Source organism: Streptomyces sp. NPDC090994, from assembly GCF_044768905.1.
Classification (GTDB): Bacteria; Actinomycetota; Actinomycetes; order Streptomycetales; family Streptomycetaceae; genus Streptomyces.
Genome location: NZ_JBIVWS010000007.1, coordinates 100,395 through 125,759 on the forward strand (window position 1 = coordinate 100,395; position 25,365 = coordinate 125,759).

Consider the following 25,365-nt stretch of genomic DNA (forward strand, 5'->3'; position numbering starts at 1 on the left):
CCCCCGCCCGGACCGGCGGACCGGGAGGGCGTCCGATGAACCGGCGTGGCGGCGAGGTACCGGGCCGGGACCGGCGGGCCCGGGCGCTGCCCGCGCGGCCGGGCCGGGACCGGGTGACCAGCGATCCGCCGTCCGTGGCGGTGGTCGGCGGCGGCATCGCGGGACTCGCGGCGGCGGTCCTCCTCGCCGAGCGGGGCGTACGCGTGGTCCTGTACGAACGCGAGCCGGTGCTCGGCGGCCGGGTCGCCGGATGGCCGGTCACCCTGGACGACGGCACGCCGGCCACGATGAGCCGGGGCTTCCACGCCTTCTTCCGCCAGTACTACAACCTGCGGAGCCTGCTGCGCCGTGCCGACCCGGCGCTGGGGATGCTGACCGGGCTGCCCGACTACCCGCTGGTGCACGCCGACGGCCTGCGGGACGGCTTCCGCCGGGTGCCGCGCACGCCCCCGTTCAGCGCCCTCGGCTTCGTCGCCCTCAGCCCCAGCTTCGGTCTGCGGGACCTGCTGGCGCTGCGCCCCGCCGCCGCCCTGCCGCTGCTCGACATCCGCGCAGGCCGCGTCCACCGGCAACTGGACCGGGTCAGCGCCCACGACTTCCTGGACGCCCTGCGCTTCCCCGCAGCCGCCCGGCACCTGGCGTTCGAGGTGTTCTCCCGGAGCTTCTTCGCCGACCCCCGGGAGCTGTCGGCCGCCGAGATGGCGCTGATGTTCCACATCTACTTCCTCGGCTCCAGCGAGGGACTGCTGTTCGACGTACCGCGCGAACCGTTCCCGCAGGCCCTGTGGGATCCGCTGGCCCGTCACCTCGCCGCGTACGGCGCGCGGGTGCGCACCGGCACGCCGGTGGAGGCGGTACGTCCGCGTCCGGGCGGCGGCCACGAGGTGAGCGCGGCCGGTGGCACCCGGCGGTACGACGCCGTCGTGCTCGCCCTCGACACCGGGGGTCTGCGGACGGTGGTGGGCCGCTCGCCGGAGCTCGGTGACCCGGCCTGGCGGGACCGGGTGGCGCGGCTGCGGACCGCGCCGCCGTTCCTGGTGAGCCGCCTGTGGCTGGACCAGCCGGTGGCGCCCGGCCGCCCCGGTTTCCTCGGCACCAGCGGCTACGGAACGCTGGACAACGTCAGCGTGCTCTCCCACTGGGAGGGCGAGGCGGCGCGCTGGGCGGCCCGCACGGGAGGCTCGGTCGTCGAACTCCACGCCTACGCGCTGCCGGAGACCGCCGTCCGGGACGTCGAGGAGAAGCGGCTGGCCGGCCAGTTGCACCGGGTCTGGCCGGAGACCCGGGGGGCGCGGGTCGTCGCCGAGCGGCACGAGTGGCGGGCGGACTGCCCGCTGTTCCCCGTCGGGGGGTACGCCGACCGGCTCACGGTCCGCACCCCGGACCCGGCGCTCGTCGTCGCCGGGGACCTGGTCCGCACGGGGCTGCCCGTGGCCCTCATGGAACGTGCGGCCACCTCCGGTTTCCTCGCGGCGGCCGCGCTGCTGGAGCGGTGGGGGGTGCGGGGGGAGACGCTGTGGACGGTGCCGGACGGAGGACGGAACGCGGTCCTGCGGGCGCTGGCCCGGCGCGGGGGCGCCGGCGTGTAGGGGTGCGCTTCCGGGTGCGGGTCGTCTGGGGTCGCTCGCGCAGTTCCCCGCGCTCCCTCAGGCGCGTGCAGCGCACGTCCTCGAAGGGGCGCGGGGGACTGCGGGACCGGTCGCGGCGCGCCCGCAGCCGCGCACGTAGCGGCGTCCCCTACCGGGAAGGGCGCCGGTCGCCGATCCGGTCGCGCCGGGTCAACGTGCGTTGCAGACGCTCCAGCCCCACGCCCCGGTGCCGGCGCAGGGCCGCGCGGGCCGCGTTGGCGCCGGGCGCCCCGTGGACGCCGCCGCCCGGGTGGGCGCCGGCGGAGGCCAGGTAGAGGCCGGCCACCGGTGTCTCCGGGCGTCCGGTGCCGGGCAGGGGGCGGAAGAACAGCTGCTGGTGGAGGGCGGTGGTGCCGCCGTTGATGGCGCCGCCGTACAGGTTGCGGTCCAGCGCCTGGAGGGTGGGCGGGGCCAGGACGCGCCGGGCGCGGATCAGGGCGCGGAAGCCGGGGGCGAACCGCTCCACCTGGCGTTCCACCCGGTCGGCCATGACCTCCTGCTCCTTGGCGTCCCAGCGGCCGGTGAGCCCCTCGTCGCCGGCGTCGCCCCGGATGTCGTGCGGGACGTGCGTGTAGCCCCAGGCCGACTCGGTGCCGCGCGGTGAGCGGGACGGGTCGGACGTCGTCATCTGCCCGAACAGGCAGAAGGGCCGGTCGGGTACCTGCCGCTGGGAGATCTGGGCCATGAACCGGGTCAGTTCGTCGAGGCCGTCGGCCAGGTGCACGGTCCCGGCCCGCGCCGCCGCCTCGGACCGCCAGGGCACGGGGCCGTCCAGCGCCCAGTCGACCTTGAAGGTGGCGAAGTCCCACTGGAAGCGCCGCAGGTCGTCCAGGACCTGGGCGGGCAGATCGGCCGGGTCGACAAGGGTGCCGTACAGGTCGGGCACGGACACGTCCGCGAGCACGGCACGCCGCGCGGCGACCGTCTCGCCGTCGGCGGTCACCACCCCGACGGCACGGCGGTCGCGGACGAGCACCCGGTCGACGCGCCGCCCGCAGCGCAGGGTGCCGCCCCGGGCGCGCAGCCGGCGCACGAGCGCCTCGGTCAGGGCGCCGGAGCCGCCGACCGGGACGGGGAAGCCGTACGTCTGTCCGAGCATGGACATCAGCCAGCCGAAGCCCCCGCTGCCGGCGGCCTCCGGGGCCAGATCGGCGTGCAGGGCGTTGCCGGCCAGGAGCAGCTTGCCGCCCTCGCCCCGGAACTCCTCCTCCCCCAGGCGGCGCACCGGCAGTACCAGGGTGCGCGCCAGCCGCAGGGCGCCCCCGGCGCGCAGCCGCAGGGCGAGCCGGGCGGTGGCCCGTACCGGCGGGAAGGGGGTGAACAGGGCGTCCAGGATGTCCGGCCGGTACCGTTCCCAGACCTCGTGCAGCCGGTGCCAGGCCGCTCCGTCGCCGGGCGCGAAGGCGTCGACGGAGGCCGCGGTGGTGCCCGGATCGCGGTCGAGGACCGCGCAGGTGCCGTCGCCCAGCGGGTGGGCCAGGACGTGGGGGGCGTGGCTCCAGCGCAGCCCGTGGTCCTCCAGACGCAGTCCGGCGAGCAGGGGCGACGCGGCGGCCAGCGGGTAGAAGGAGCTGCACAGGTCGCTGACGAAGCCGGGGGCGACCCCGCTGTCGTGGCGTACCGCGCCGCCAGGTTCCGGCTGCTCCTCCAGGACCTCCACGCTCCAGCCGGCGTCGGCCAGCAGGTTCGCCGCGACCAGCCCGTTGGGGCCGGCGCCGATCACCACGGCGTCAGGCACGGCCCGCTCCGGGCTCGGTCCGGGCGGCCCCGTGCCGGGCCGGGGCGCCCCGGTGGCGCCCGCCGTCCGCTCCGTCCCGCGCCTCGCACAGTTCCGCCAGCCTCGCCAGCATGGCCCGGTGGCGCAGTTGGATGATCAGTTCCACTCCGGCGTTGTGGAGCATCCCGCCCGGTCCGCGCAGCGGGTGCTCGTCGACGATGACCAGGCAGTCCTCGCCCCAGGGCCGCAGTTCCACGGCGATGCGGGCCGTGCCGAGCCGGCCCGCCTTGGCCTCCAGTTCCAGCAGGGTGCCTTCCTCGCAGCGGCGGACGACCGTCTCATTGGTCAGCCGCACGGGCCCGAGGCACACCTCGTAGTGGATGGCGGCGCCGACCTCCGGCCAACGGCCCCGTTCGGGGGAGACCTGGGAGGGACCCACCACCCATTTCACGTAACTGCCGGGATCGGCGAGTACCGCCCACACCGACCGCGGGCTCGCCTGGACCAGTCGATGACGCACTGCCACGCGCTTCTCCCCTGTCCGATCCTGTGCACAACCGACGGCGCGTTCGCACCGCGCACTGAGTGCCCGTTCCGCGCCCCGTCAACCAGGCTCACGGCGATTGCCGGCCGCGCGGGCGGAGAACGGCCCGGGCGCGGGCCCGCCGCCCCGGGGCGTCCCGCAGCCGTCGCAGCGGCGTCCGCCGGACGGGGCGCGGCCGGGCGGCCGGGCCGGTCGCCCGCACCGCCGAGGGCGCGCCGACCACCGCCGCGGCGCGGGCTGCGGCCCGGATTCCGGCACGGACAGCCAGGGCCGGGCGGCCGGCGCGTCGGCGGTCTCGCGGCGGACGACGCCGGGGAGCCGGTCCTGCGGCGCCGCCGGTCCCGTACCGGCGCGCGCCGGGGACGACGGGCGTCGTTTCCGCCTCGTACCGGCCGACCGGTGCGGTACCGGACCGCCCACCGGCGTTACACGGCGGCGCGGGCACGGGAGACATGGACCACCACCGTCACCAGGAGGTCTCCTCAGATGCACGCGATGGACGAGGCGCGGGACCCCGGCCTGCGGCGGGCGATCGAGGCGGTCGACGGCCTGCCCTCGCGGTGGACGCCGGTCGCCGAGCACACCGCGCGCGGCCTGTGGCGGCTGCCCCGGGCGGCGGACGCCGTGGCGTACGCGCTGACCGAGGGCGGTCCGGCCGGGCGCGACCGGGGCTGGGTGATGGTGCGGACCCGGGTGGCCGAGGAGATCGCCTCGGAACGCGACTGGACGCGGGAGGCGGCGGCCTGGCTGGCGCTGGCCGGGGCCGGCTGGGAGGAGTCGGCGCGGCTGACCGGCGACCTGGCCTGGCGGGCCCGCGCCGAGGGGCGCAGCGCCCTGGTCTTCCTCACCGGCCCTCACGTGGCGGGCACCGATCCCGGCACGCCGTTCGGCCGGGCCCTGTGGCACTGCTTCCTGACGACCCTGCGCTACGACTTCCGGTGCGGCGACATCGAGGAGTTCTTCGCCGGGGCGCCGGACGACGGAGCGGGCCTGGACCCGTACAGCGCCGCCATGCGGGCCTTCGCCCTCCTCGGGCGGTCCCAGGCGTCGGGTCTCCCGCTGCTGGAGACCGTACTGGCCCGGGCGGCCCACGACGAGAAGGTCGTGCACGCCCTGCTGCACGGTCTCTGGCTCGGCGAGGACCTTCCCGAACAGCCGCGCAGGATGCTGGAGTTGCTGCGCGCCCCGGCGTTCGCGCACGGCCTGGGGTCCGAGGCCCTGCTGCGCAAGGCGTCGGCGCTGCGCCGGCTGCGGCGGTTCGACGAGGCGCTGACGGCCGTGCGGTCCGCCATCGACGGCCTCGGCCCCTGCGAGGTGGTCGTGCACGGCGACTGCGTGCGCGAGCGCTCCCTGATCCTCGTGGAACGCGATCTGTACCGGGGCGGGCGCCCCTGAGGGTGCGCGGCACGGCAGCCGGGTCAGGGGCACGGGAAGCGCGCGGGCAACCGGGCACCGCCCGCGCTGCGGAACGCACCGCACTCATCTGACGCATCTCACGCACCAGGCCGCACCGCGCCGCACCCACAGAGTCCCCGCATTGGCATGGACCTGACGGCAGCAGCCTGGCTAAGCTCTGCCCAACCCCTTGTGAGAGCGCTCTCAGACAGCGGTTGTTCCACCCCCACCTTGCTGGAACGACGAAGGGCAACTCCCGTGAGACGCAGCAGACTCAAGCACGCCGGGCTGGCCGTCCTGCTCATGCTCGGCAGCTGGACCGCGGCCGGTTCCCTGCCGGCCTCGGCGAGCGACGAGGCACCGGCCTCCGCCGGTCTCCTCCAGGCCATGCAGGAGGACTTCGGCCTCACCCGGGCGCAGGCCGAGGAACGCCTGGCGGCCGAGGAACGGGCCACCGACCTGGAGCCGGTCGCCCGCCGTGCCGCCGGCGGCGCCTTCGGCGGGTCGTGGTTCGACGCCACCACCGGACGGCTGACCGTCGCCGTCACCACCGACGCACCCCCCGCGACGACGGAGGCCGTGGAGGCGACCGGCGCCCAGGTACGCGCCGTCGAGCACAGCGCCCGCGCCCTCGACGCCGCCAAGACCCGGATCGACGGCTTCTCCGCGCCGTCGGGCGTCGCCGGCTGGCACGTCGATCCGGCCGCCAACTCCGTGGTCGTCGAGGTCGTCGAGGACGAGCGCGCCGACAACGATGTCCAGCGCTTCCTGGACCGGGCCCGTACGGCCGGCCCGGTCACCGTGCGGACGGTGCCCGACGCGCCGTCCACCTTCGCCGCCGGCACGGTCGGCGGCGACCCGTACTACACGGGCAACGTCCGCTGCTCCATCGGCTTCTCCGTGCACGGCGGGTTCGTGACGGCCGGTCACTGCGGCGGGGCGGGAGCCGGGGTGAGCGGCTGGGACGGCTCGTACATCGGTACGTTCCAGGGCTCGTCGTTCCCCGACAACGACTACGCCTGGGTCAGCGTGGGCAGCGGCTGGTGGACGGTGCCGGTCGTGCTCGGCTGGGGCACCGTCTCCGACCAGTTGGTGCGTGGTTCGGCGGAGGCCCCGATCGGTGCGTCGATCTGCCGTTCCGGCTCCACCACGCACTGGCACTGCGGCACCGTGCTGGCCAAGAACGAGACGGTCAACTACGCCCAGGGCGCCGTCCACCAGATGACGAAGACCAGCGTCTGCGCCGAGGGCGGTGACTCGGGCGGCTCCTTCATCAGCGGCGACCAGGCCCAGGGGGTCACCTCCGGCGGCTGGGGCAACTGCACCAGCGGCGGCGAGACCTGGTTCCAGCCGGTCAACGAGATCCTCAACCGCTACGGGCTGACCCTGCACACGGCCTGACCGGCCCGGCGGCACACCGGGGTCCGCCACCGGCGGGCGGGCCCCTTCCGGGCGGGGGCGGCGAGTACCGGCGCCGTCCCCCTTCCGGCGGCGCCCGGAGCGACTGGGCACGTCGCCCGTCGGGCTCAGCCGGGGCAGTACGTCCGCGACGAGACCGGCCGGGCCGCCCGCACCGCCCCGACGGCGCCCCCGCGACGGCCTGGGCCTGGCCTGGCCGGCTACGGCACCGTCAAGGTCTTCGAGGACCGCCACGGGGACACGTACCCCGACATGCCGTGGGAGCCCAAGGCGGCGTTCAGCGCCGTCGCCCAGTACCACCGGGGGCGCCACCAGGCGGAGCGTGGACGACGGGCCGATCGGTCTGCCCTGTGCCCCGTACGCCCCGCCGCGGTACGCGTCCCCGGCGATCCGCTCGAAGAGCAGCGCCCGGCGGGCCCGTTCAGTCGTCCCCCGGGCCCCAGCCGGACCCCCGCGCCTCGTACCCGCCCGCCGTCGTCAGCCGGCGGTAGGCGGCGCGGGCGTGGCGTATGCGGGCCAGGGCCGTGCCGCCGAGGGCCGCGGCGAACAGGCAGGCCAGCCAGCCCGCGTCCCGGGCGCCGGCCCAGGTGAGGGTGCCGGCGGGCGGTATGGCGAAGCCGTTCAGGGACAGCCAGCACAGCACGGCCGTACCGGGAGCGGCGGTGAACCGGGCGCACAGGCCCAGCACGGCGGCGAGCAGGGACAGTACCGACAGGGCGAGCCCCGGGCGGCCGGGGCCGACGACGCTGTTGAGGAGGGCCACCAGGGCCAGCGCACCGCAGAAGGCTCCGCTCCACACCAGCGGAGCCGCCACCGGCTGGGGGACGGGCCGCGCACCGCGGCCCAACGGCACCCACTCGACCATCTGACGGCTCCTTCCGGTCCCGGGCGGCGTCGACCACGACGTCGGCTGCCCATCCCGCGGGCAGATTGTCCCACCGGCGCGCGGACCGTACGGCGGCCAGGCCGAATAACGAGCCTGCCATGACCGGACGGGTCCCCGGGGCCGTCGCCGTCTCCGTCTCCGTCTCCGTCTCCGTCTCCGTCGCCGTCGCCGTCGCCGTCGGGTCCGCCTACCGCTCGGCCTCCGCAGGCAGCGGGACGGCGGGCGCCTCCGTCGGGGCGTCGTCGTCGGTGCCGGCGGCGTCCTCCCCGTTCCGGGCCTCCCCCTTCCGGGCCTCCCGCCCGTCCCGCCCGTCCCGCTCGGAGCGGCCGGAGCGGCCGGAGCGGCCGGCGAGGAGTGTGCGGGCGGCCCGTAGGCCCGAGGCGAGCACATGCGCCCGCCCCGCGACGATCGGTCCGAGCACGGCGAGCACCAGGACATAGCCGGCGATGAAGGGGGCGAGCCGCGCGTCCAGCCCCGCGCTCGCGGCCATCGCGGCCAGGATCAGCGCGAACTCCCCGCGGGCCACCAGGGTGGTGGCGATCTCCGCGGCGGGCTCGGCCCCGTAGCGGTAGACGCGGGCCACGCACAGCCCCGCGACGACGTTCATGACGAGGGTGAGGACGGCCGCTACGGCGACCGGCACGGCGACGGAGGCCAGGTCGCCGGGGTCGATGGCGAGGCCGAAGGCGAAGAAGAAGATGGCGGCGAAGGCGTCGCGCAGCGGATGCACCAGCTCCCGGATGCGGGGCCCGGAGGGCGTTCCGGCGAGGATCAGGCCGACCATGAACGCGCCGATCGCGTCGGCGACCCCGAGGACCTCCGAGACACCGGCGACGAGCACCGCGGCCCCGAGGAAGCTGATGACCAGCAACTCGTTGTCGGGAGTGGCGATCAGACGCCCGACCAGCCGGGTGCCGTAGCGGGCCGCGACGGCCAGCACCAGCAGGAAGCCGAACGCCTTGCCCGCCTGGAGGGCCATCTCCCCGAAGCCCTCGGCTCCGCTGATGACCGGCTGGAGGGCGGCGAGGTACAGCGCGAGGAAGATGTCCTCGACGACGATGACGCCGAGGATGAGACGGGTCTCCGGGCGGCCGATGCGTCCCGTGTCGATGAGGATCTTCGTGACGATCGCGGACGAGGAGATGCCCAGCACACCGGCCAGGACCAGCGCCTCCCGCAGCCCCCAGCCCAGGGCGAACCCGAAGCCCAGGCCGGCCCCGACGTTGAGCACCAGGTAGACGCCGCCCGCGGACAGCAGCCGCCTGCCGCCGCTCTTGAGGTCGTCGAGGTGGAACTCCAGGCCCAGGTAGAACAGCAGCAGCACCAGCCCGAGCGCCGAGAGCATCTCGAAGTCGTGCGCGTCCTCCACCAGGACGAAGCCCGGGGTGTGCGGGCCGAGCAGGATGCCGGCGAGCATGAACAGCGGGATCGTCGGCAGTCCGATCCGGCCGCCGAGCCGGGCCAGGAACGCGGCGGCCAGGAACGCGCCGCCCATGGCGAGCAGGGTGTCAGCGTGCCCCATGTCGCACCGCCTTCGGCCACGCGGAGAGTCGGGATCGCTTCACTTCACGGGGGTGGATGCGGGTCCTCCTTTTCGGCTTTTTATTCTTTTCAGCCTTTTCAGCTTTTCTACTGTTTCGGCTGTCTTCGTCTGTGGTGACACCGCCCGGAACCGCCGGCCCACCGGGCGGCGACAGGAACGCGGACGCGAACGGCCGTACGGGAAGGACGCGCGAGGGTGCACGGCGGTACGGCGGTACGGCGGTCTGCCGGCCCTGCCCGGAACACGACGGCGTGCCCTGTCCGGGACACGACGGCGTGCCCGGCCGGACCACGGCACGCGGCCCGCTGTCCCGGCCGCTGCGGCCCGGTCGCGTCCGGACTCGCGGCCGCCTCCCCCGCCCCGGCGGCCCGGGGCGCGGCGTGCCTCCACCGTCACATGTCGCGGTGGCGGCGACCATCGGGGGTGACACCCAATTCCGCGGGAGGCCAGCACCCAGAACGCCGGAGCCGGCCCGCGCGCGAGGGCCGCGGCCGACTCGGGGATGCCGGCCGCGGCCCACCGCCGTACCCGGGCGCGGGAGGACATGACGCCCGGGTACGGCCTGCGGCTTCCCCGCCCACGGGAGACGAGACTCCGCCGTCCGGGTGGTCCACCGCCGCCGCGTCGGTCGGCCGACCGCCGCGCCCGGTGCGGGAGCCCGGGCGTCCGCCCGGCCGGACGCCGGAGGAACACGGCCCCGCGTCCATGGCCCGCACGGCGGCACGCGGACGTGCGCCGGCCCCGCCGCGGGATGTGCGGCGGGGCCGGCTCACGAACGGTGTGGGCACCCTGGACACGCGGGGATCACCGGGCACATGACCCCGCGGGCCGGGCGCCGTGGCCGACGGTCGGTCAGCACGGCGTGGTGGCCATGAGTTTCTCGAACGAGGACATGCAGTCCGGGCAGTGCCGTGCCCGCTCGCCGTCGGTCGCCGCGATACGTCGGCGGAGCTTCTGCCCGCACAACGTCGCCGCGGCCTGTTTGGCCATCACATGCCACACCAGGGCTCCGCCCGGCTTTTCCGGGCCTACGCACATCTCGTACATACCGGCCTCCCGGGTTGGACGCCGCTGACACTCTCCAGGAGACACCGAGTCGGGGTGTCACTCCTACCGTGCGGGGGCCATTCGAGTGAACGGACCGGCCGGGCCGGGCCCGGGGCGAGGGCCGTGACCCACCCGGTGGAGAGAAAACGATCAGCCATCCGGCCCCTCGTCCGTGGACGTCTGACGCGTTGTCGGAATACCGCAGGAGTACTGATGGGTCCGACCCGAGGAAGCTGATGGCGACACAGACGGAACCGCTCGCTCCGGTGCGGGAGGCAGTCCCCCGCGGCGGCGGCCGGGTGATCATCTCCTGGCTGACCACCACCGACCACAAGCGGATCGGCCATCTCTACCTGATCACCTCGTTCTGCTTCTTCCTGATCGGCGGCGCCCTGGCGATGGTGATCCGGGCGGAGCTGGCCCGGCCGGGGCTGCAGATCGTCTCCAACGAGCAGTACAACCAGGCGTTCACGATGCACGGCACGATCATGCTGCTGCTGTTCGCCACCCCGACCTTCACCGGGTTCGCCAACGTGGTCATGCCGCTCCAACTGGGCTCCCCCGACGTCGCCTTCCCGCGGCTGAACATGTTCTCGTACTGGCTGTTCCTCTTCGGCGGGCTGATCGTGCTGGCGGGCTTCCTCACCCCGCAGGGCGCCGCCGACTTCGGTTGGACGGCGTACACACCGCTGAGCGGCGCCGACCACAGCGCCTATGTGGGGGGCGACCTGTGGATCATGGGGCTGGCGCTGACCGGGTTCGGGACGATCCTCGGGGCGGTCAACTTCATCACCACGATCGCCTGCATGCGGGCGCCGGGCATGACGCTGTTCCGGATGCCGATCTTCACCTGGAACGTGCTGCTCACCTCGGTGCTGGTGCTGCTGGCCTTCCCGGTGCTGGCGGCGGCGCTGCTGGTGCTGGAGGCGGACCGGCGGTTCGGGGCACAGGTGTTCAGCCCCGGGAACGGCGGGGCGATCCTGTGGCAGCACCTGTTCTGGTTCTTCGGGCACCCCGAGGTGTACATCCTGGCGTTGCCGTTCTTCGGCGTGGTCAGCGAGATCATCCCGGTCTTCTCGCGCAAGCCGATCTTCGGTTACACGGGTCTGGTCGGCGCCACCATCGCCATCACCGGTCTGTCGGCGACCGTCTGGGCCCACCACATGTTCGCCACCGGGGCCGTGCTGCTGCCCTTCTTCTCCTTCCTGAGCTTCCTCATCGCCGTACCGACCGGGGTGAAGTTCTTCAACTGGATCGGTACGATGTGGCGCGGCTCGCTCTCCTTCGAGCCGCCGATGCTGTGGGCGGCCGGCTTCCTCGTCACGTTCCTCTTCGGCGGTCTGACCGGCGTGCTCCTGGCCTCGCCGCCGCTGGACTTCCACGTCACGGACAGCTACTTCGTGGTCGCCCACTTCCACTACGTGCTGTTCGGCACGATCGTCTTCGCGATGTTCGGCGGCTTCAGCTTCTGGTGGCCGAAGATGACCGGCAGGATGCTCGACACGCGCCTGGAGAAGGTCCACTTCTGGACGCTGTTCGCCGGCTTCCACACCACGTTCCTGGTGCAGCACTGGCTCGGCGCCGAGGGCATGCCCCGCCGGTACGCCGACTACCTGGCCGCCGACGGCTTCACCGCGCTCAACACCGTCTCCTCCATCGGCGCCTTCCTGCTGGGCCTGTCCACCCTGCCGTTCCTCTACAACGTGTGGCGGACCGCCCGCTACGGCGAGCCGGTCGCGGTGGACGACCCCTGGGGGTACGGGCGTTCCCTGGAGTGGGCGACCTCCTGCCCGCCACCCCGCCACAACTTCTGCGCGCTGCCGCGGATCCGCTCCGAGTCGCCCGCCTTCGACCTGCACCACCCGGCGGTGGCGAAGCTGGACGAGAAGGAGACGGCGGGACAGCGCGACGTGCTGGACGCGCCGGGCCACGAGAGCGACCGGCCCTGACCGGCGGCGTCAGACGCCGGGCGCCCGCACACCGGTGCGGACCACCTTGTCGCGGGGCCGGGTCGGGACGCGGCGCAGGGGGATGGACAGGTCCCGCGCCGGCAGCGTGTACGTGAGGCGGGCGAGGCCGGTCGTGAGGGGCTCCAGCAGGCCGACGGTGACGCGTTCGCGGGGGCAGCGGTGGCCCGCGGCCGGGTCCGTGCCGCCCTGCGGGATCAGTTCGTCGGCCCCGATCGGCCGGTCCAGGAAGCGCTCCGCTCCTCGCCGAGGCAGGAAGGCGTACGGATCGCCCCACGGCTCCTCGTCGTGGTTCTGGCCGTGGACGTCGAGCAGCGGGATGCCGCCGGCGGCAGCGTCGCGCCGTGCCGGGCCAGGCCGGTGACGGCCACGCCGCCGAGGAAGGGGGCGAACGGGCAGAAGCGGCGCACCTCGTGCGCGAAACGCGGTGGCGAAGGCGGCGTCGCCGGCCCGCAGCCGGTCGCGGTGGTGCGGCCACCGGTGCGGGGCGTGGGCGCCGAAGGCCACGAACCAGCTGACGGCGGCCGTGGGCCGCAGCACGTCGAGCAGTTCCACCGCCGCCGTGCGCGCGTCCGGCGGCCCGTCCGGGGTGTCGCGGTGCCGGGCGGTCCGGTCGAGCACCGAGCCCGGGGGCGTGGTGACCGCGCCGGGCCGTACGTCCTCGGTCAGCCGGGCGAACCGGGCCTCCTGACGGGCGCGGGCGCGCCTGGCCCGTCAGCGGCGGGGGCCGAGGGCGGCGAACCCGTCGACCAGCGCCGGCAGGTCCCGGGCCAGCGGCTCCGCCGCGTCCTCGGCGAGCGGCATGCCGGCCCAGCGGGCAGACGCCGCGGGTGAGGACCACACCGGCCACGTCGAACAGCACCACGCGGGGGCGTGCGCTCCAGGCGCGGACAGCCTCGTCCCAGGCCGCGGTGGCCTCCGCGGTGACGCCCGCGACCTTCTCGGGTTCGAGCAGCGGCAGGAACAGTGCCTTGCGGGCGCGGTGGGCGTCCCCGTCGAGGGGGGCACCGCGCCCCGTCCGAAGAGGGTGTGCAGGACCGGCCCGGGCAGGGCGTCGTGGCGGCGGACGCGGCCCTCGTCGTGGAAGAGGCGCACCGCCTCCGATCCGCGTACGGCCAGCGCCGGGCGGCCGAGGAGCCGGGTGGCGACCACGGGGCCGTCGCTCGCGCGCAGCCGGTCGGGCAGCCACGCGTAGCCCTCGGCCAGTGCCGGGAGGGTGCGGTCCGTCAGCGGGCGGCGCAGTGCGTTCATGCGGGGTGGGTGCCTCGGCGGCCGGCCGCCGGGACGCCCGTCGGCGCCCGCCCTGACTTTTGTCAGGGACCCCTGACGCTCCGCGCTCCCTACAGTGCCGGGTGACCGACAGCTGCCGCGGCGCGGTACGTGCGTACAGGTCACGGCAGATCAGCACAGGGAAGACAGACATGCCGAACCGTCCCTCCAGCGGGGTCGCGGTGCTCGCGGCCGGGACCCTGGTCCTGCTCGCGCCGCTCGCCGTCACCACCGCCGGCACGGCCCCGGTCGCCGGCCCGACGCCCGCCACGGCCCCCGTCGCGGCCGACGCCGGCGTACGGGGCGGTGACCGGGGCCGTGCCGCGCCCTACACGGTCGAGGCCCACGAGAGGGCCGACGTGCACTCGGGCCCCGCCCGGTCCTCGGCGAGGACCGGGTCGCTCGCGCCCGGCCGGCCGCGCGGCGCCTACTGCTGGACGCACGGCGGGACCGTCACCGGGAACGGCCGCGGCGACGACGTCTGGGTCCGGCTCCTGGCGGGCCATGTGAGCGCCGTCCATCTCGAGGGCGGTGCGTACGGCGGCCTGCCCGCCTCGGCGACCTGCTGACGCGGGTCTCCGGCCCGCCCCCGGGTGCCGCCGTCAGGACCGCCTGCCGACGGCCGTGACGGTGGTCGCCCCGAAGGCGGCGGCCGGGGCGTCGGCGAGGGTGCCCGCCCGGTCCCGCCGGACGACAGCAACGGCGCTGCCGCCCCGGTCCACCGGGGCACAGGCCGACGTCGGCTGTACCGCGCCCCGCCGGAGGGGCGGGCGCGGCGGCAGGTCGGCCGGTTCCAGCAAGCCGGGTGGGCCGGGGACGGGACGGCGGCGGCCGGGGCGGCGGAGACGGCGAGCACGGCCACGGCCACGGCCACGGCCACCGACACGGCGACCGCGTCGGGCCTGCCCCGTACGACCCGGCACGCCGGCTGAGCGCCGCGCGCGCTGCGGCGCTCAGCCGGCGTGCCGCCGTACCTGTTCCTCCAGCCGCCGCAGGCTGGTGTCCAGGGCGTCGGTCACCGCCCGGTGCCCCGGGTCGTGGCGGTCGTCGAAGAAGGACAGGTGGACCGTCACCTCGCTGGTGCCGCCCTCGACGCCGGCGACCTGGAGCCAGCCGGCGTAGGCACCCTCGTCGCGGGTGCCCCATTCGAGCCGCAGCTGCTCCGGCCGGGCCCGCAGCAGTGCGGAGGTGTCCTGGTCGGTGCGGTCCTCGTGCACGGTGACGGCGGGCGGGTCCTCGACGCGCACGTGCAGGTCACGGGGCATCCAGGCGTCCAGCCGCCCGGCGTCCGCGGCCTGGTCGAAGACGCGTCCGGCGTCGGCGGGCATGGTGCGGGAACGCTCGTACTCGGTCATCGCGGCACCGCTCCTCGGCTCGGGGGTGGTCCTGCCACAGCCCCGCGTGCCCGGTCCGGCGCGGTCGAAGCGTCCGGCCGCGCTCGGCGAGCGGGGTACGGCGGGCGGTGCCAGACTGGCGCGCAACGCACCCCGGCCGGTGCGTGACTCATCCAGGACGACGTGCCCCACCCGCACGACGAGGGAGGACGAGTGTCGACGGCAGAGCCGGACGCCGGGCGGCTGTACGAGTTCCTCGCCGATCCGGAACACCTGACGCTGGATCTGTCCACCGCGGTGACGCGCTGCGCCAAGGCCCTGGCGCTCCAGCACGCCGTGGTCTACCTGGTCGACCTCCAGCAGCGGCACCTCGTCCCGCACACCGACGTGGCCGCCACGCTGCCCGTCGACGGCTCGCTGGCGGGCTGGGCGTACCGGACCCAGTCGCTGCGGGTGGAGGAGGGGGAGGCGGGCGGGGTCACCGTCTGGTTCCCGCTGCTGGACGGCGCCGAGCGGCTCGGGGTGCTCGCCGTCAACCAGTCCGCGCTCACCTCCGGAGGGCTCACCCGAGGCCGGGCGCTGGCCTCGCTGCTCGCCATGATGATCACGTCGAAGCGGGCCTTCGAGGACTCCTTCGTCCGGCGCACCCGTACCGAACGGATGCAGCTGCCCTCCGAGATGCTGCGCGCCTTCCTGCCGCCGCGCACCATCGGCGACGGCCAGGTGGTGTCGACCGCCGTCCTGGAACCGGCCTACGAGATCGGCGGCGACGCCTTCGACCACTCGCTGACCGAGACGACCCTGCACGTCGCGGTCCTGGACGCCATGGGGCACGACCTGGCCTCGGGGCTGACCAGCGCCGTGTCGCTGGCCGCCTGCCGCAACGCCCGGCGCTCCGGCGCCGACCTGCCCGAACTGGTGCGGTCCGTCGACGAGGCGCTGGCCCGGTGGCTGCCGGAGAAGTTCTGCACGGCCGTCATCGCCCAGCTGGACCTGGCCACCGGGGTACTGCGCTGGAGCAACTGCGGGCATCCGGCGCCGTTGCTGATCCGCCGCGACCAGTTGCTGATGGACGCCTTGGAGCGGGAGCCCGACCCTCCCATGGGGCTGCCGTCGCAGCTGTCCCCCCGGCCGCGCCAGACGCACGAGATGCCGCTGGAGCCCGGTGACCGGGTGCTGATGTACACCGACGGGATCACCGAAGCGCGAACCCGGGAGGCCAGGCTGATGGGTCTGGAACGGTTCGGGGACTACGTGATCCGGGCCACGTCCGGCGGGGAGCTGGCGCCGGAGACGCTGCGCCGCCTGATCCACTCGATCCTGGACGCGCAGGCGGACCGGCTGCGGGACGACGCGACGCTGCTGATGTTCGAGTGGCGCCCGCCGGCCCGCTGAGAGTGCCTGGTCCCCGCTCCGGTCAGACCTGGTGTCCGCGGGCCCGCAGCCAGCCGTGCACCGTGTCCTTGTCCGACGGTGTGATGCGCTCCGGGCCGGCGACGTAGGGTCCTTCGTCCGCGTTGAAGCCGGTGTCGGTGACCCGGGCGGTGACCCAGGTGGCCAGGTCCTGGGCGGCCCGTTCGGACAGCCGGCCGTGTGCCCAGCCGGCGCGGGCCTCGCGGGCCGCCGCGGGGTCGTGCCGCGCGGTCTCCGCCAGCCACGCCGACACCAGCCGCTCCACGGTGCTCCGCTCGTCGCCGTTCATGCCGTCCGGGTGCTCCGCTCGTCGCCGTTCATGCCGTCCGGGTGCCCCGGGCGGCGGCGCCCGTACCGTCCCGTGTCGACGGTGGCCCGCCGGGTACCCGAACGGCATCCCGTCGCCGGGGGCCCGCTCCCGGCCGCCGCGGGGACGGCCCGGACCGGAAAGGGAGGACAGCGATGACGCAGCCCGCCGACGATCACGCTCTCGACCAGCGCGCCGGCGTGTCGGAACTCCGAGTGGCGGGCGAGTCGGTGCCCGTCCCGTGCGGCGGCGGGACCCGCGAGGAGGACCTCCCGCTCGACCGCAACCAGGCGATCCTCCAGGCCGCCAAACAGGTCGGGGCGCTGCTGAAGAAGACCGGGCTGCCGTTCGCTCTGGCGGGCAGCGTCGCCGTCTACGCGCACGGCGGCGTCCAGAACCTCCAGCACGACGTGGACTTCTGCATCCGCCCCGAGGACGCCGGGGCCGTCGCCCAGGCGCTGCGGGAGGCCGGCCTGTCCGTGTTCACGCCGCCCGAGGACTGGCTGCTGAAGGCCGACTGCCTCGGCCAGCAGGTCGACCTGATCCACGCGCTGGCGCACGAACCCGTCACCGCCGAACTGCTGGGCCGGGCCGAGGAGTTGTCGGTCGACTCGGTGCTCATGCCGGTGCTGTCGCCGACGGACCTGCTGCACGGACTGCTGGCGGCCTTCTCCGAACACCACTGCGACTTCGGGGCCGTCCTGCCGATCGCCCGCACCCTGCGGGAGAAAGTCGACTGGGAGCGGCTGCGCCGCGACTGCGGGGCCGATCCGATGCCCGCCGCCTTCTTCTTCATCCTGGAGCGGCTGGAGATCATCCCGGCCCGTGCCGAGGAGGAGCACCGATGAGCGAAGAGAACGTCGAGTACCGCGTCGCGCACCTCCACGACCGGCTGGCCGCCGAGGAACTGGGCGAACTCGGCGTACGGGCCGAGGTCCGGGCCGGGGCGGTCGTCGTCACCGGTACCGTGCCCTCCGCCCAGTGCCGGGCGACCCTGCTGCGGGTCGTCGACGAGGAGCTGGCCGGGCTGACCGTGCACAGCGACATCGTGGTGGCCGAGACCTCCGGCCCCGACCGTGCCGAGGAGCTGTGATGATCCGTGTCGCCGCCGTCGGGGACATCCACATGGGCCTGGACAGCCAGGGCCTGCTGCGTCCCGCCTTCGACACCCTGTCCGACTGCGCCGACCTGCTGCTGCTCGCCGGGGACCTGACCCGGCACGGCACGCCGGAGGAGGCCCGGGTGGTGGCCCGGGAGGTACGGGAGCTGCCGGTGCCGGTGGTGGCCGTGCTCGGCAACCACGACCATCACGACGAGCAGCCCGAGAAGGTGACCGAGATCCTCCGGGAGGCCGGGGTGACGGTCCTGGAGGGCGAGGGGACCGTCGTCGAGTGCGCCGGGACCCGGGTCGGCATCGCGGGGACGAAGGGGTTCGGCGGGGGGTTCGTCGGGCGCAGCGCCGGGGAGTTCGGTGAGCCGGTGATGAAGGAGTTCGTCCGCACCACCCGGCGCAGCGCCGACGCGCTGTGCGCCGCGCTGAAGGACCTGGACGGCCGCGGCTGCGCGGCGCGGATCGCCCTGACCCACTTCTCCCCCGTCGCCGACACGCTCGCGGGCGAGCCGCTGGAGATCCACCCGTTCCTCGGCAGCTACCTGCTGGCCGAGGCCATCGACACGGCCGGCGCCGACCTCGCGGTGCACGGGCACGCGCACCTGGGGTCGGAGCACGGGATGACGGCGGGCGGGGTGCGGGTGCGCAACGTCGCGCAGCCGGTGATCAAGCGGGCGTTCAGCGTCTACCAGCTGTCCCTGACCTGATCACGATCACACATGCACACCCGGAACCTCCACGGTCACGCGCCCGGGTCCGCCGCGGTCGTACGGCCGAGCGCGGTGGTGTCCGGCCCGAACGACGGCACCTCGACCGGCTGGAAGCCCAGCCGGTCGTAGAAGGCCCTGGCCGGGGTGTTGGCCGTCGCCATCACCAGGTGGACCGAGGGCACCCCGCGCTGCCGCAGGGCCCGCAGGAACGTGTGCATGAGGGCGCGTCCGTGGCCGCGGCCCTGCCACTCGGGCAGCAGGTCGATGTGGAGGTGGGCGGGGTGGCCGGCCAGTTCGGGCACGACCATCCGCTCGGGGCGGTGCAGCAGCCCGGCGATCACCTCGTCGAGGGAGCCGGGCGGGCCCTGGGGCGCCGGGTAGCGGTCGGCGACCCGGGGCAGCCACCGGGTGCGGAAGTCGGCGGCGAAGCGCGCGGTGTCGGCCGTGCCGAGGATGTAGCCGACGGCGTGGCCCCGCCCGTCGTCCAGCACGAAGGTCAGCTCGGGCTCCAGGTGGGCGTAGGGGGCGGCGAAGGTCGCGGCCAGCACGCCCGGGTCGGTGTAGTGGGGCCGGCTGTCCTGGCCGTTGTGTCCGGTGCGGACACAGATGTCGTCCAGGGCCGGGGCGTCCTCGGGACGGTACGGGCGTACGGTTGCGCTGGCAGTCGAGGTCACGGCTGTATCGTGCCCCGCTGGGAGCGCTCCCACAAGAGGTCTCCGCTTCACGGGCGCGCGGGCGGGTACCCGCTCCGGCCGGAGGACCGGAGCGGACGGGAGAGCCGCACATGGACGAGACCGCGGACCGGATCGCGCACCCCTGGGGCGACCGGACGCCGCACCGGCGGCACGGGTCCTGGCCGGAGCGGACGGCTACTGGGACACCGCGCGGGGTTCCGGACCCGCACCGGACGCGCCCGGCCGGGCCGCCAACGAGACCACGGTCACGGACTGGGACCCGGTCTCCAAGCAGCCGCTGTTCAAGACGTCCGCCGCCGCGCTCACCCTGGTCGCCCGCGGCGACGGCACCCCGGCCCCGGCGCCGACGGTGACCGCGTCGGCCCCGGCCCCGCGCGGAGGTGCCCGGTGAACGGCATCACCCTGACCGTACGCGCCCTCCACCACGGCGAGGGACGGCTGGCGCACGACCTGAAGGCCGTGGCCGACCGGCACCGCACCGAGCACGAGGTACGGCATGTCGCGCTCGACCTGGCGGCGTGGTCCCGGGAGCACGTACGGCGGCTGACCGCGGCGGGCGCGGCGTACGGCCTCGACCTCGACGGGCCGATGGACGGGGACGAGAGCGAGGACGACGGGGTGTTCGCCACGCTCCGGCGGAAGATGTCCGAGGCGGTGGGCCACCGCCCGGAGCCCGGTCTGCTGCTCCTGCGCGACCTGCGCGACCTGCACCTGGCGGCGGCCGAGAACTCCCTGTACTGGGAGATGCTCGCGCAGGCCGCGCAGGCGTCGAAGGACACCGGGCTGCTGGCGGTGGTCTCCGGCTGTCATCCGGAGACGCTGCGGCAACTGCGCTGGACCAACACCCTGATCAAGACGCTGTCGCCGCAGGTCCTCACCGGCCTCTGACCTCGGACCTTGTGGGTGCGGGCCGTCAGTCCACGGCCTTCTGGACGTACGGCACCAGGCGGACCGGCCCCACCAGACCGTGGTCCTGCCGGGCGGTGGTGCCGAACACGTCCGGCCGGGCCACCCGGAGGCGGTTGATCAGCGGAGTGGCGACCTCGACCTCGATGACGTTGCGGCCGCGCCGCAGGTACGGCCCGATGTCGGCGACGGGGTGGAGGCGGTCCACCGGTGGCGTCCGGGTGCCGTTGACGGTGACCCGGACGGTGTCGCTGACCTGCCCGAGTTCCAGACGGGCGCCGTGCGAGGCGTCCCAGCCGGCGGGCAGGGTGACCGTGGTGCGGTAGCGGCCGACGCCCGCGGAGTCGGCCAGTTCAGGGATCTGCGACCAGGGCAGCAGCGTGTCGAGCTCCACCGTGCGGCGCACCAGGTCGGTGCGGGTCGCGGAGGAGCCGGGGAGCCGGTCCTCCACCTCCAGCCGCCAGGATGCGGGGGTGATGGGCTCGGGCACCTCCCGGACCGTCATGGTGACCGGGCGGCCCCGCGACAGCCGGGTGGTGAAGGTGCCCGCGGTGGTCGTGCGGACGGCCAGCCCCTTGCCGGTGAACAGCGCCTCGTCGGCGTCGGTGGTGAGGACGTGCGGGCGGTTGCCGTGACGGTCGCCGAACAGGCCGGGACGGCCCAGCGCCACGATCATCGTCTCGCCGGGCTGGAGCGTGACGCGGACGGTGAACGCGTCGCCGTCCTCGGTGTACCGGGCGAGCCGCACCGCCTCGCCGGTCCACGGGTCGAGCAGGTAGGGCACGGTACTCCCGCGCCCGGTGCGGCGCAGGGTCACGTCGTGGTCGATGGCGGCCACCGCGGGCTTGACGGTCTCGGCGTGCTTGCCGTTGACGAGGTAGTAGAAGTCGGCGTCGGCGGTGGCCCGGTGGGCGTTCAGGAGCGTGGAGGAGGTGGCGTACCGGACGTCGGGGGTGACGCCGAGGCCGGTGAGGGCGTCCCCGACGGCCGTCTTGCCGGTGACGAGGGCGACGTTGGGGAGGGCGAGCAGCCGGGCGAGGACCTCGCGCAGCTTCTCCGTCTCGCCGTCCGCCGGGACGCCCGGGGTCAGCGCCTGGTCGAAGACGCCGAGCAGCACGACCGGGAGCCCCTTGGCGGCGAGGGCGAGCAGCTTGCGGGCGTCGGCGAGGGCGAGGGTGGGGGTGGAGGAGTAGAAGAAGTCGCCCTCGACGAAGAGGGCCTTGTAGGCGGGGCCGTCGGGGGCGAGCCGGCCGCCCTCGACGGTGGCGGCGGGCAGGTCGAGGAGCGGCCCGCTGAGGAACTGGTGGCTCCAGCCGAGCGGGACGCCGGTGGAGGTGAACCAGGAGGCGCCGATGCCGGTGGCGGTGTAGCCGGTCTGCCGGAAGACGGCGACGTCGGCGCGGGTGACGCCGGCCTGGAGGACGCGGTGCACCCGGCCCAGGTAGCCGGCGATGTCGGGCAGGTGGTCCCAGGTGGGCTGGCGCGGGCCCCAGGACTCGCCGTAGCCGGGCGCCCCGCTGTAGGGGCTGAAGGCGGCGAAGCCGGGCCAGGCGGCGCCGGGGACGGTGGCGTAGGAGAAGCCGTGCACGACGGTCTGGTTGACGCCGGCCGCGTAGGCGCCGCCCATGGTGCGCAGGAACCGGTCCCACGTGGTGCTGTACGCCGACCCGTTGTAGGCGCCGGCCTCGCAGGAGAGGACGGTGTGGCCCGCCATGTCCCGGCCGCCGGCCAGGCAGCGGTAGTCGTCGAGGTTCTTGAAGCCGAGGGACTCGCCCTCGGCGATGTCGAGGATCGTGGCGGTGGCGATGGCGTCGGTCTGCAGGCCGTAGGGCTGGGCGCGCAGTTCCATGTCCAGGGAGTGCGCCCAGTCGCGCAGGGCGGTGACGTGGTGGCGGTTGAACAGGCCGGAGACGGTCTCCCAGAAGTCGTGGCGGATCTGCCGGGTCTCCTGCGCCTCGAAGGCGAACACCTGGTTGCTGTCGTCCAGGACCAGCGCGGGCAGGTACGGCAGCAGGGGGCGGCCGTGGTCCTTCTCGAACGCCTCGGGCAGCTTCGGCGTCCAGACCAGGCCCTCGGTCTCCAGTTCGACGGAGTCCTCGAAGAACGCGCCGCCCGCCGCCTTCAGCAGCTTGCGGATCGACGGGGTCAGCAGGTTCCGTTCCCAGTAGTCGGTGACGGCGGCGGTGCCGGCGGGGCTGAAGTGGTCGACGACGTAGGCGGCGGGCGAGGAGTGCGGGCCCGACTCGGGCTGCTGCCCCGAGCCGCGCTGCCAGTAGGAGATCAGCACGTACTCGCCGTCGTCGGGCGCCGTCCAGGTCAATGCGCCGTCGGTGACGGTGGCGGTGAGGTCCTGGACGGAGGCGAGGTCGAGGCCGGTCTCCTTGCGGGTGGAGTTGGCCGTGTTCACCCGGGCGGCCTGGACGGCGAGGAGCGTCTGCCGCGTGACGCCGGAGGACGGCTCGTGCACGGGCGCCGGGACGGGGCCCGCATAGGTGGTGCCGGCGGGCACCGGGGCGCGGCCGTGGGCGAGTTCGTGTACGGCGGCCTCGTCGTCGGGGGTGACGCCGGGGACGGCGGTCGGCCAGCTCGGGCCGAGGGTGAGGTCGACGGTGAGGCCGCGCCGCACGGCCCGGCGCAGGGCCGCCTCGACGCCGTCCCGCCAGGGTCTGCTCCCCCACCCGTGGTGGGCGGTGTCCAGGACCGACTTGTCCGTGACGCTGTGGTGGACGGCGGCGATCTCGACGCCGCCGAAGCCCGCGTCGGCGATCTGGTCGATCTCCCGGGCGATCTCGTCGGGGTCGACCAGTCCGTCCGGCCACCACCAGCGGAACTTGGGGCGCACCGACCGCGGCGGCTCGGCGAACCAGGCGGCGCCGGGTGCCTGTCCGGCGGACACGGACAGGGCGTTCGCGCCGAGGCCGTCCGCGGCGGGCCGGGCGGACGCGGCGGGCGCCCCGGCGGTGGCCCCCACGGCCACCGCGACGCCCGTGCCGAGACCGGCGGCGAGGATGCGGCGGCGCGGCACGGCCGGGCGCGGCGTGTTGTGTTCGTGCATGAGTGCGTCCCTCGACTCAGCGAAAAGGCGGGTGAATCGTTTCAATCGCCTGTCAGTGCGGGAACGCTAAGTGGCCCGTGCGGGGCGGGTCAAGATCCGTGCACGGGTTCTCGATCTGTTGCCGGGTTCTCGACCCGCGTTCTCGACCGCGCTCTCGACCCGCGTACCTGACGCGTCGTCGGCGGGCGTCGATTGGCGTGGGCCGGGTGGGGAACCCGGCGACGGCCACAGGGCCCGACACGTCTGGAGCACACCATGAGCCTTCTGCGCCTGGCCGGCCGTCCGATGCTGGCCTCGATGTTCGTCACCGGCGGCCTGCACTCCTTCCGCAGCCCCGAGGACGTGGCCCCGGCGGCCGAACCCGTCGTGCGCCCCGTGGCGGACCGGGTGGGCGCGTTGCCGGACAGCACCGAGCAACTGGTGCGGATCAACGGGGCGGTCCAGGTGGCGGGCGGCATCCTGCTCGGGCTCGGCCGCTGTCCCCGGCTGGCGGCGCTGGCCCTCGCCGCGACGCTGGTGCCCACCACGCTCGCCGGTCACCGCTTCTGGGAGGAGGAGGACCCGTCCGCCCGCGCCCAGCAGCGCGTCCACTTCATCAAGAACCTCTCGATGCTGGGCGGGCTGCTGATCGCGGCCGACGACACGGGCGGCGCCCCCTCGCTGCTGTGGCGCGGCCGGCACAGCGCGCGGGACCTGCGGCGCGACGCCCGCCTGGTGCACCGCTCGGTCAGGGCGACGGCGGGCCCGGCCGCCGCGGCGGGCGGCGTACTGGAGAAGCTCGGACGGCGCTGACGGGATCGGCGGGTTCCCAGCGGGTCCTCAGCGGTTCCTCAGTGGTTCCTCAGCGCAGCAGGTCGAGGGTGAGGGCGGCCGTCCAGGAGAAGTGCCGGGCGCCCCGGGCCTCGCCGGTGACGGGGTCGACGTACTCGGCGAAACCGGACCGGCCGGCCTCGGTGAGGAAGCCCTGCCGCAGGCGTTCGGCGTCCGCGTCCGCGCCGTGGGTGCGCAGGCCCCGATGGATCAGCCAGGCCGTGTTGAACCAGGCGGGGCCACGCCAGTAGCGCTGCGGGTCGAAGGCGGGCCCTGTGAGGTCGTAGCTGGGGACCAGCCGGGTGGCGGGGGCGGCGAAGCCCGGCCCGGCGAGGGTGGTGCGCAGGGCGTGGACCACCCGGGCCGGCAGGTGCGGGAGGAGGAGCGGGACCAGTCCGGTGACCCCGCGTTCGTCGACCAGGTCGCCGGTGCGCAGGTCGCGGACGCGGAAGAGGCCCGCCTCGGCGTCCCAGAGCCGGTCGACCAGGTTCCGGGTGAGGGCGTCGGCGCGGGCGGTGTGCGGGGCGTCGGCGCGGCCGAGGGCCCGTGCGGTGGCGGCGAGGGCGTGCTCACCGACGGCGAGCAGCGCGTTGAAGCAGGGGTCCTCGACGGCGAAGGCGGGCCGGGCGGCACGGTCGTCGTAGCCGGCCGCCCGGTAGTCGGCCGCGAGACGGACGTAGCGGCCGTAGTCGAGGTCGGTGGGCCGGTCGCGGGGGTGGCCGTGGTCGAGGTCGGCGCGCCGGAAGGTGTCCGGCGGGGCGGGGTCGACGCGGCCGAGGGCCCGGTCCCAGCAGGGGCTGTTGTCGGTGCCGGGCTCCCAGGGGTGGACGACCGCCGCGAGCCCCCCGCCGCCGAGGTCGCGGCGGGTGAGCAGGTAGTCGTGCCAGGCGGTGAGCCGTGGGTAGGCCCGGTCGAGGAAGCGGTGGCGGCGGGACAGGTCCGGGTCGGCGCGGTGGACCAGCCAGGCGGCCAGGGCGTGCACCGGGGGCTGGACGATGCCGGAGGTCTCCGGGGCCGCGGGGGCGCCCGCCGCCCGGCCGGCGCGGGAGGAGCGCCAGAAGTCCGGGCTGGGGAAGTAGGCGTCCTCGGGCACGGCGGGATTGAACACGATGTGCGGGATACGGCCGTCCGCCCACTGCGCGGCGAACAGCGACTCCAGTTCGCGCTGGGCGCGGCGGGCCGAGAGGTGGCGCAGCCCGATGGCGACGAAGGCCGAGTCCCAGCTCCACTGGTGCGGATAGAGGGTGCGGGAGGGCACGGTGGAGGCACCGGTCCAGTTGTCGGTGAGGACCCGCGCGGCCCCGCGCCGCAGAGCCGGGGCCGGGACGCCGGCGTGCGCGGGCCGGTCGGCCCGGTCGAGCAGTGACGTCACGCCCCGGACCCCTTCGGCTCGACGGCTTCCGGCTGCGGGGAGCGGGTGATGTGAACGGCACGTTCCACGGACGGCTCCGGAAAGTTACGGTCTGCGGTTGCGTCGACAATATCCCCAACTTATGTCGTGTCAACACGCAAAACCGATGCCGTGATGTCTGACGGTTGCGCTTAAGTCCGCGCGCCCGGTGCGCGCCGGACACGGCGTTACTCCGCCGGGGACGCGGGGACCCGGCGT

At 74.9% G+C, this 25,365-nt stretch carries 24 protein-coding genes and 1 pseudogene; 12 read left to right on the top strand and 13 right to left on the bottom strand.

Features of this window, described 5'->3' with window-relative positions; genetic code table 11:
• Positions 1–35 precede the first annotated feature (35 nt).
• Complete coding sequence (locus ACIQR3_RS17465) at positions 36–1,589, top strand: FAD-dependent oxidoreductase (RefSeq protein WP_403539496.1); 1,554 nt, start codon at positions 36–38, stop codon at positions 1,587–1,589.
• 148 nt (positions 1,590–1,737) lie between these two features.
• On the opposite strand, the gene ACIQR3_RS17470 is transcribed toward ACIQR3_RS17465, so the two are convergent.
• Positions 1,738–3,366, bottom strand: coding sequence for a phytoene desaturase family protein (locus tag ACIQR3_RS17470; protein WP_403539499.1), 1,629 nt, complete (start codon positions 3,364–3,366; stop codon positions 1,738–1,740).
• Positions 3,359–3,871 (bottom strand): SRPBCC family protein, encoded by a 513-nt coding sequence (locus tag ACIQR3_RS17475; protein ID WP_403539501.1) that lies wholly within the window; start codon positions 3,869–3,871, stop codon positions 3,359–3,361. The genes ACIQR3_RS17470 and ACIQR3_RS17475 overlap by 8 nt, the downstream gene beginning before the upstream one ends.
• A gap of 504 nt (positions 3,872–4,375) precedes the next feature.
• Between ACIQR3_RS17475 and ACIQR3_RS17480 the strand changes: the two genes are divergently transcribed.
• Positions 4,376–5,284, top strand: a complete 909-nt coding sequence (locus ACIQR3_RS17480) for a hypothetical protein (protein WP_403539503.1) — start codon at positions 4,376–4,378, stop codon at positions 5,282–5,284.
• Between the two features lie 258 nt (positions 5,285–5,542).
• Positions 5,543–6,685, top strand: a complete 1,143-nt coding sequence (locus ACIQR3_RS17485) for a S1 family peptidase (protein ID WP_403539505.1) — start codon at positions 5,543–5,545, stop codon at positions 6,683–6,685.
• Positions 6,686–7,124: 439 nt separating this feature from the next.
• Here the strand turns inward: ACIQR3_RS17485 and ACIQR3_RS17490 are convergent, their stop codons facing one another.
• The 3 genes from ACIQR3_RS17490 to ACIQR3_RS17500 all read right to left on the bottom strand — a co-directional run bounded on the left by ACIQR3_RS17490 (position 7,125) and on the right by ACIQR3_RS17500 (position 10,179).
• Positions 7,125–7,568: a hypothetical protein gene (locus ACIQR3_RS17490; RefSeq protein WP_403539506.1), complete on the bottom strand. Its 444-nt coding sequence runs from the start codon at positions 7,566–7,568 to the stop codon at positions 7,125–7,127.
• 208 nt (positions 7,569–7,776) lie between these two features.
• Positions 7,777–9,111 (bottom strand): cation:proton antiporter, encoded by a 1,335-nt coding sequence (locus ACIQR3_RS17495; protein ID WP_403539509.1) that lies wholly within the window; start codon positions 9,109–9,111, stop codon positions 7,777–7,779.
• An 873-nt stretch (positions 9,112–9,984) separates the two neighbouring features.
• Positions 9,985–10,179 (bottom strand): hypothetical protein, encoded by a 195-nt coding sequence (locus ACIQR3_RS17500; RefSeq protein ID WP_215174723.1) that lies wholly within the window; start codon positions 10,177–10,179, stop codon positions 9,985–9,987.
• A 236-nt stretch (positions 10,180–10,415) separates the two neighbouring features.
• Between ACIQR3_RS17500 and ctaD the strand changes: the two genes are divergently transcribed.
• Entirely contained in the window at positions 10,416–12,128 is a 1,713-nt protein-coding gene (gene ctaD, locus ACIQR3_RS17505; RefSeq protein ID WP_403539511.1) for a cytochrome c oxidase subunit I, read from the top strand.
• Between the two features lie 9 nt (positions 12,129–12,137).
• Here the strand turns inward: ctaD and ACIQR3_RS17510 are convergent, their stop codons facing one another.
• Both ACIQR3_RS17510 and ACIQR3_RS17515 read right to left on the bottom strand, forming a co-directional pair.
• Positions 12,138–12,767, bottom strand: coding sequence for a hypothetical protein (locus tag ACIQR3_RS17510; RefSeq protein WP_403539513.1), 630 nt, complete (start codon positions 12,765–12,767; stop codon positions 12,138–12,140).
• Positions 12,768–12,860: 93 nt separating this feature from the next.
• Positions 12,861–13,397 (bottom strand): hypothetical protein, encoded by a 537-nt coding sequence (locus ACIQR3_RS17515; protein WP_403539516.1) that lies wholly within the window; start codon positions 13,395–13,397, stop codon positions 12,861–12,863.
• A gap of 170 nt (positions 13,398–13,567) precedes the next feature.
• Here ACIQR3_RS17515 and ACIQR3_RS17520 point away from each other — a divergent pair, with 170 nt between their 5' ends.
• Entirely contained in the window at positions 13,568–13,984 is a 417-nt protein-coding gene (locus tag ACIQR3_RS17520) for an SH3 domain-containing protein (RefSeq protein ID WP_403539519.1), read from the top strand.
• A 33-nt stretch (positions 13,985–14,017) separates the two neighbouring features.
• Here the strand turns inward: ACIQR3_RS17520 and ACIQR3_RS17525 are convergent, their stop codons facing one another.
• Positions 14,018–14,215: a hypothetical protein gene (locus ACIQR3_RS17525; RefSeq protein ID WP_403539522.1), complete on the bottom strand. Its 198-nt coding sequence runs from the start codon at positions 14,213–14,215 to the stop codon at positions 14,018–14,020.
• Positions 14,216–14,368: 153 nt separating this feature from the next.
• Positions 14,369–14,770, bottom strand: a complete 402-nt coding sequence (locus ACIQR3_RS17530; protein ID WP_403539525.1) for an SRPBCC family protein — start codon at positions 14,768–14,770, stop codon at positions 14,369–14,371.
• Positions 14,771–14,932: 162 nt separating this feature from the next.
• Between ACIQR3_RS17530 and ACIQR3_RS17535 the strand changes: the two genes are divergently transcribed.
• Positions 14,933–16,144 (top strand): PP2C family protein-serine/threonine phosphatase, encoded by a 1,212-nt coding sequence (locus tag ACIQR3_RS17535; RefSeq protein WP_403539528.1) that lies wholly within the window; start codon positions 14,933–14,935, stop codon positions 16,142–16,144.
• A 22-nt stretch (positions 16,145–16,166) separates the two neighbouring features.
• Here the strand turns inward: ACIQR3_RS17535 and ACIQR3_RS17540 are convergent, their stop codons facing one another.
• Positions 16,167–16,451: a hypothetical protein gene (locus tag ACIQR3_RS17540; protein WP_403539530.1), complete on the bottom strand. Its 285-nt coding sequence runs from the start codon at positions 16,449–16,451 to the stop codon at positions 16,167–16,169.
• Between the two features lie 173 nt (positions 16,452–16,624).
• Here ACIQR3_RS17540 and ACIQR3_RS17545 point away from each other — a divergent pair, with 173 nt between their 5' ends.
• Genes ACIQR3_RS17545 through ACIQR3_RS17555 form a run of 3 tightly spaced genes read left to right on the top strand, consistent with a single transcriptional unit; the run spans position 16,625 to position 18,287 of the window.
• Positions 16,625–17,317 carry a nucleotidyltransferase family protein gene (locus ACIQR3_RS17545; protein WP_403539533.1) on the top strand — a complete coding sequence of 231 codons (693 nt, stop codon included), beginning with the start codon at positions 16,625–16,627 and terminating at the stop codon, positions 17,315–17,317.
• Entirely contained in the window at positions 17,314–17,562 is a 249-nt protein-coding gene (locus tag ACIQR3_RS17550; protein WP_403539536.1) for a BON domain-containing protein, read from the top strand. The genes ACIQR3_RS17545 and ACIQR3_RS17550 overlap by 4 nt, the downstream gene beginning before the upstream one ends.
• Positions 17,562–18,287 (top strand): metallophosphoesterase, encoded by a 726-nt coding sequence (locus tag ACIQR3_RS17555; RefSeq protein ID WP_403539539.1) that lies wholly within the window; start codon positions 17,562–17,564, stop codon positions 18,285–18,287. The genes ACIQR3_RS17550 and ACIQR3_RS17555 overlap by 1 nt, the downstream gene beginning before the upstream one ends.
• Before the next feature lie 35 nt (positions 18,288–18,322).
• On the opposite strand, the gene ACIQR3_RS17560 is transcribed toward ACIQR3_RS17555, so the two are convergent.
• Positions 18,323–18,964, bottom strand: a complete 642-nt coding sequence (locus ACIQR3_RS17560; RefSeq protein WP_403539541.1) for a GNAT family N-acetyltransferase — start codon at positions 18,962–18,964, stop codon at positions 18,323–18,325.
• Positions 18,965–19,157: 193 nt separating this feature from the next.
• Between ACIQR3_RS17560 and ACIQR3_RS17565 the strand changes: the two are divergent.
• Positions 19,158–19,376, top strand: a pseudogene (locus ACIQR3_RS17565) (hypothetical protein); the annotation flags it as partial.
• Positions 19,373–19,873, top strand: a complete 501-nt coding sequence (locus ACIQR3_RS17570; protein WP_403539544.1) for a hypothetical protein — start codon at positions 19,373–19,375, stop codon at positions 19,871–19,873. The pseudogene ACIQR3_RS17565 and the gene ACIQR3_RS17570, both read left to right, overlap by 4 nt.
• A gap of 25 nt (positions 19,874–19,898) precedes the next feature.
• Here the strand turns inward: ACIQR3_RS17570 and ACIQR3_RS17575 are convergent, their stop codons facing one another.
• Positions 19,899–22,946 (bottom strand): glycosyl hydrolase, encoded by a 3,048-nt coding sequence (locus ACIQR3_RS17575; RefSeq protein WP_403539546.1) that lies wholly within the window; start codon positions 22,944–22,946, stop codon positions 19,899–19,901.
• Between the two features lie 255 nt (positions 22,947–23,201).
• Here ACIQR3_RS17575 and ACIQR3_RS17580 point away from each other — a divergent pair, with 255 nt between their 5' ends.
• Positions 23,202–23,738 (top strand): DoxX family protein, encoded by a 537-nt coding sequence (locus ACIQR3_RS17580; RefSeq protein WP_403539548.1) that lies wholly within the window; start codon positions 23,202–23,204, stop codon positions 23,736–23,738.
• A 49-nt stretch (positions 23,739–23,787) separates the two neighbouring features.
• Here ACIQR3_RS17580 and ACIQR3_RS17585 read toward each other — a convergent pair whose 3' ends face one another.
• Entirely contained in the window at positions 23,788–25,128 is a 1,341-nt protein-coding gene (locus tag ACIQR3_RS17585; protein ID WP_403539551.1) for an MGH1-like glycoside hydrolase domain-containing protein, read from the bottom strand.
• Positions 25,129–25,365 lie beyond the last annotated feature (237 nt).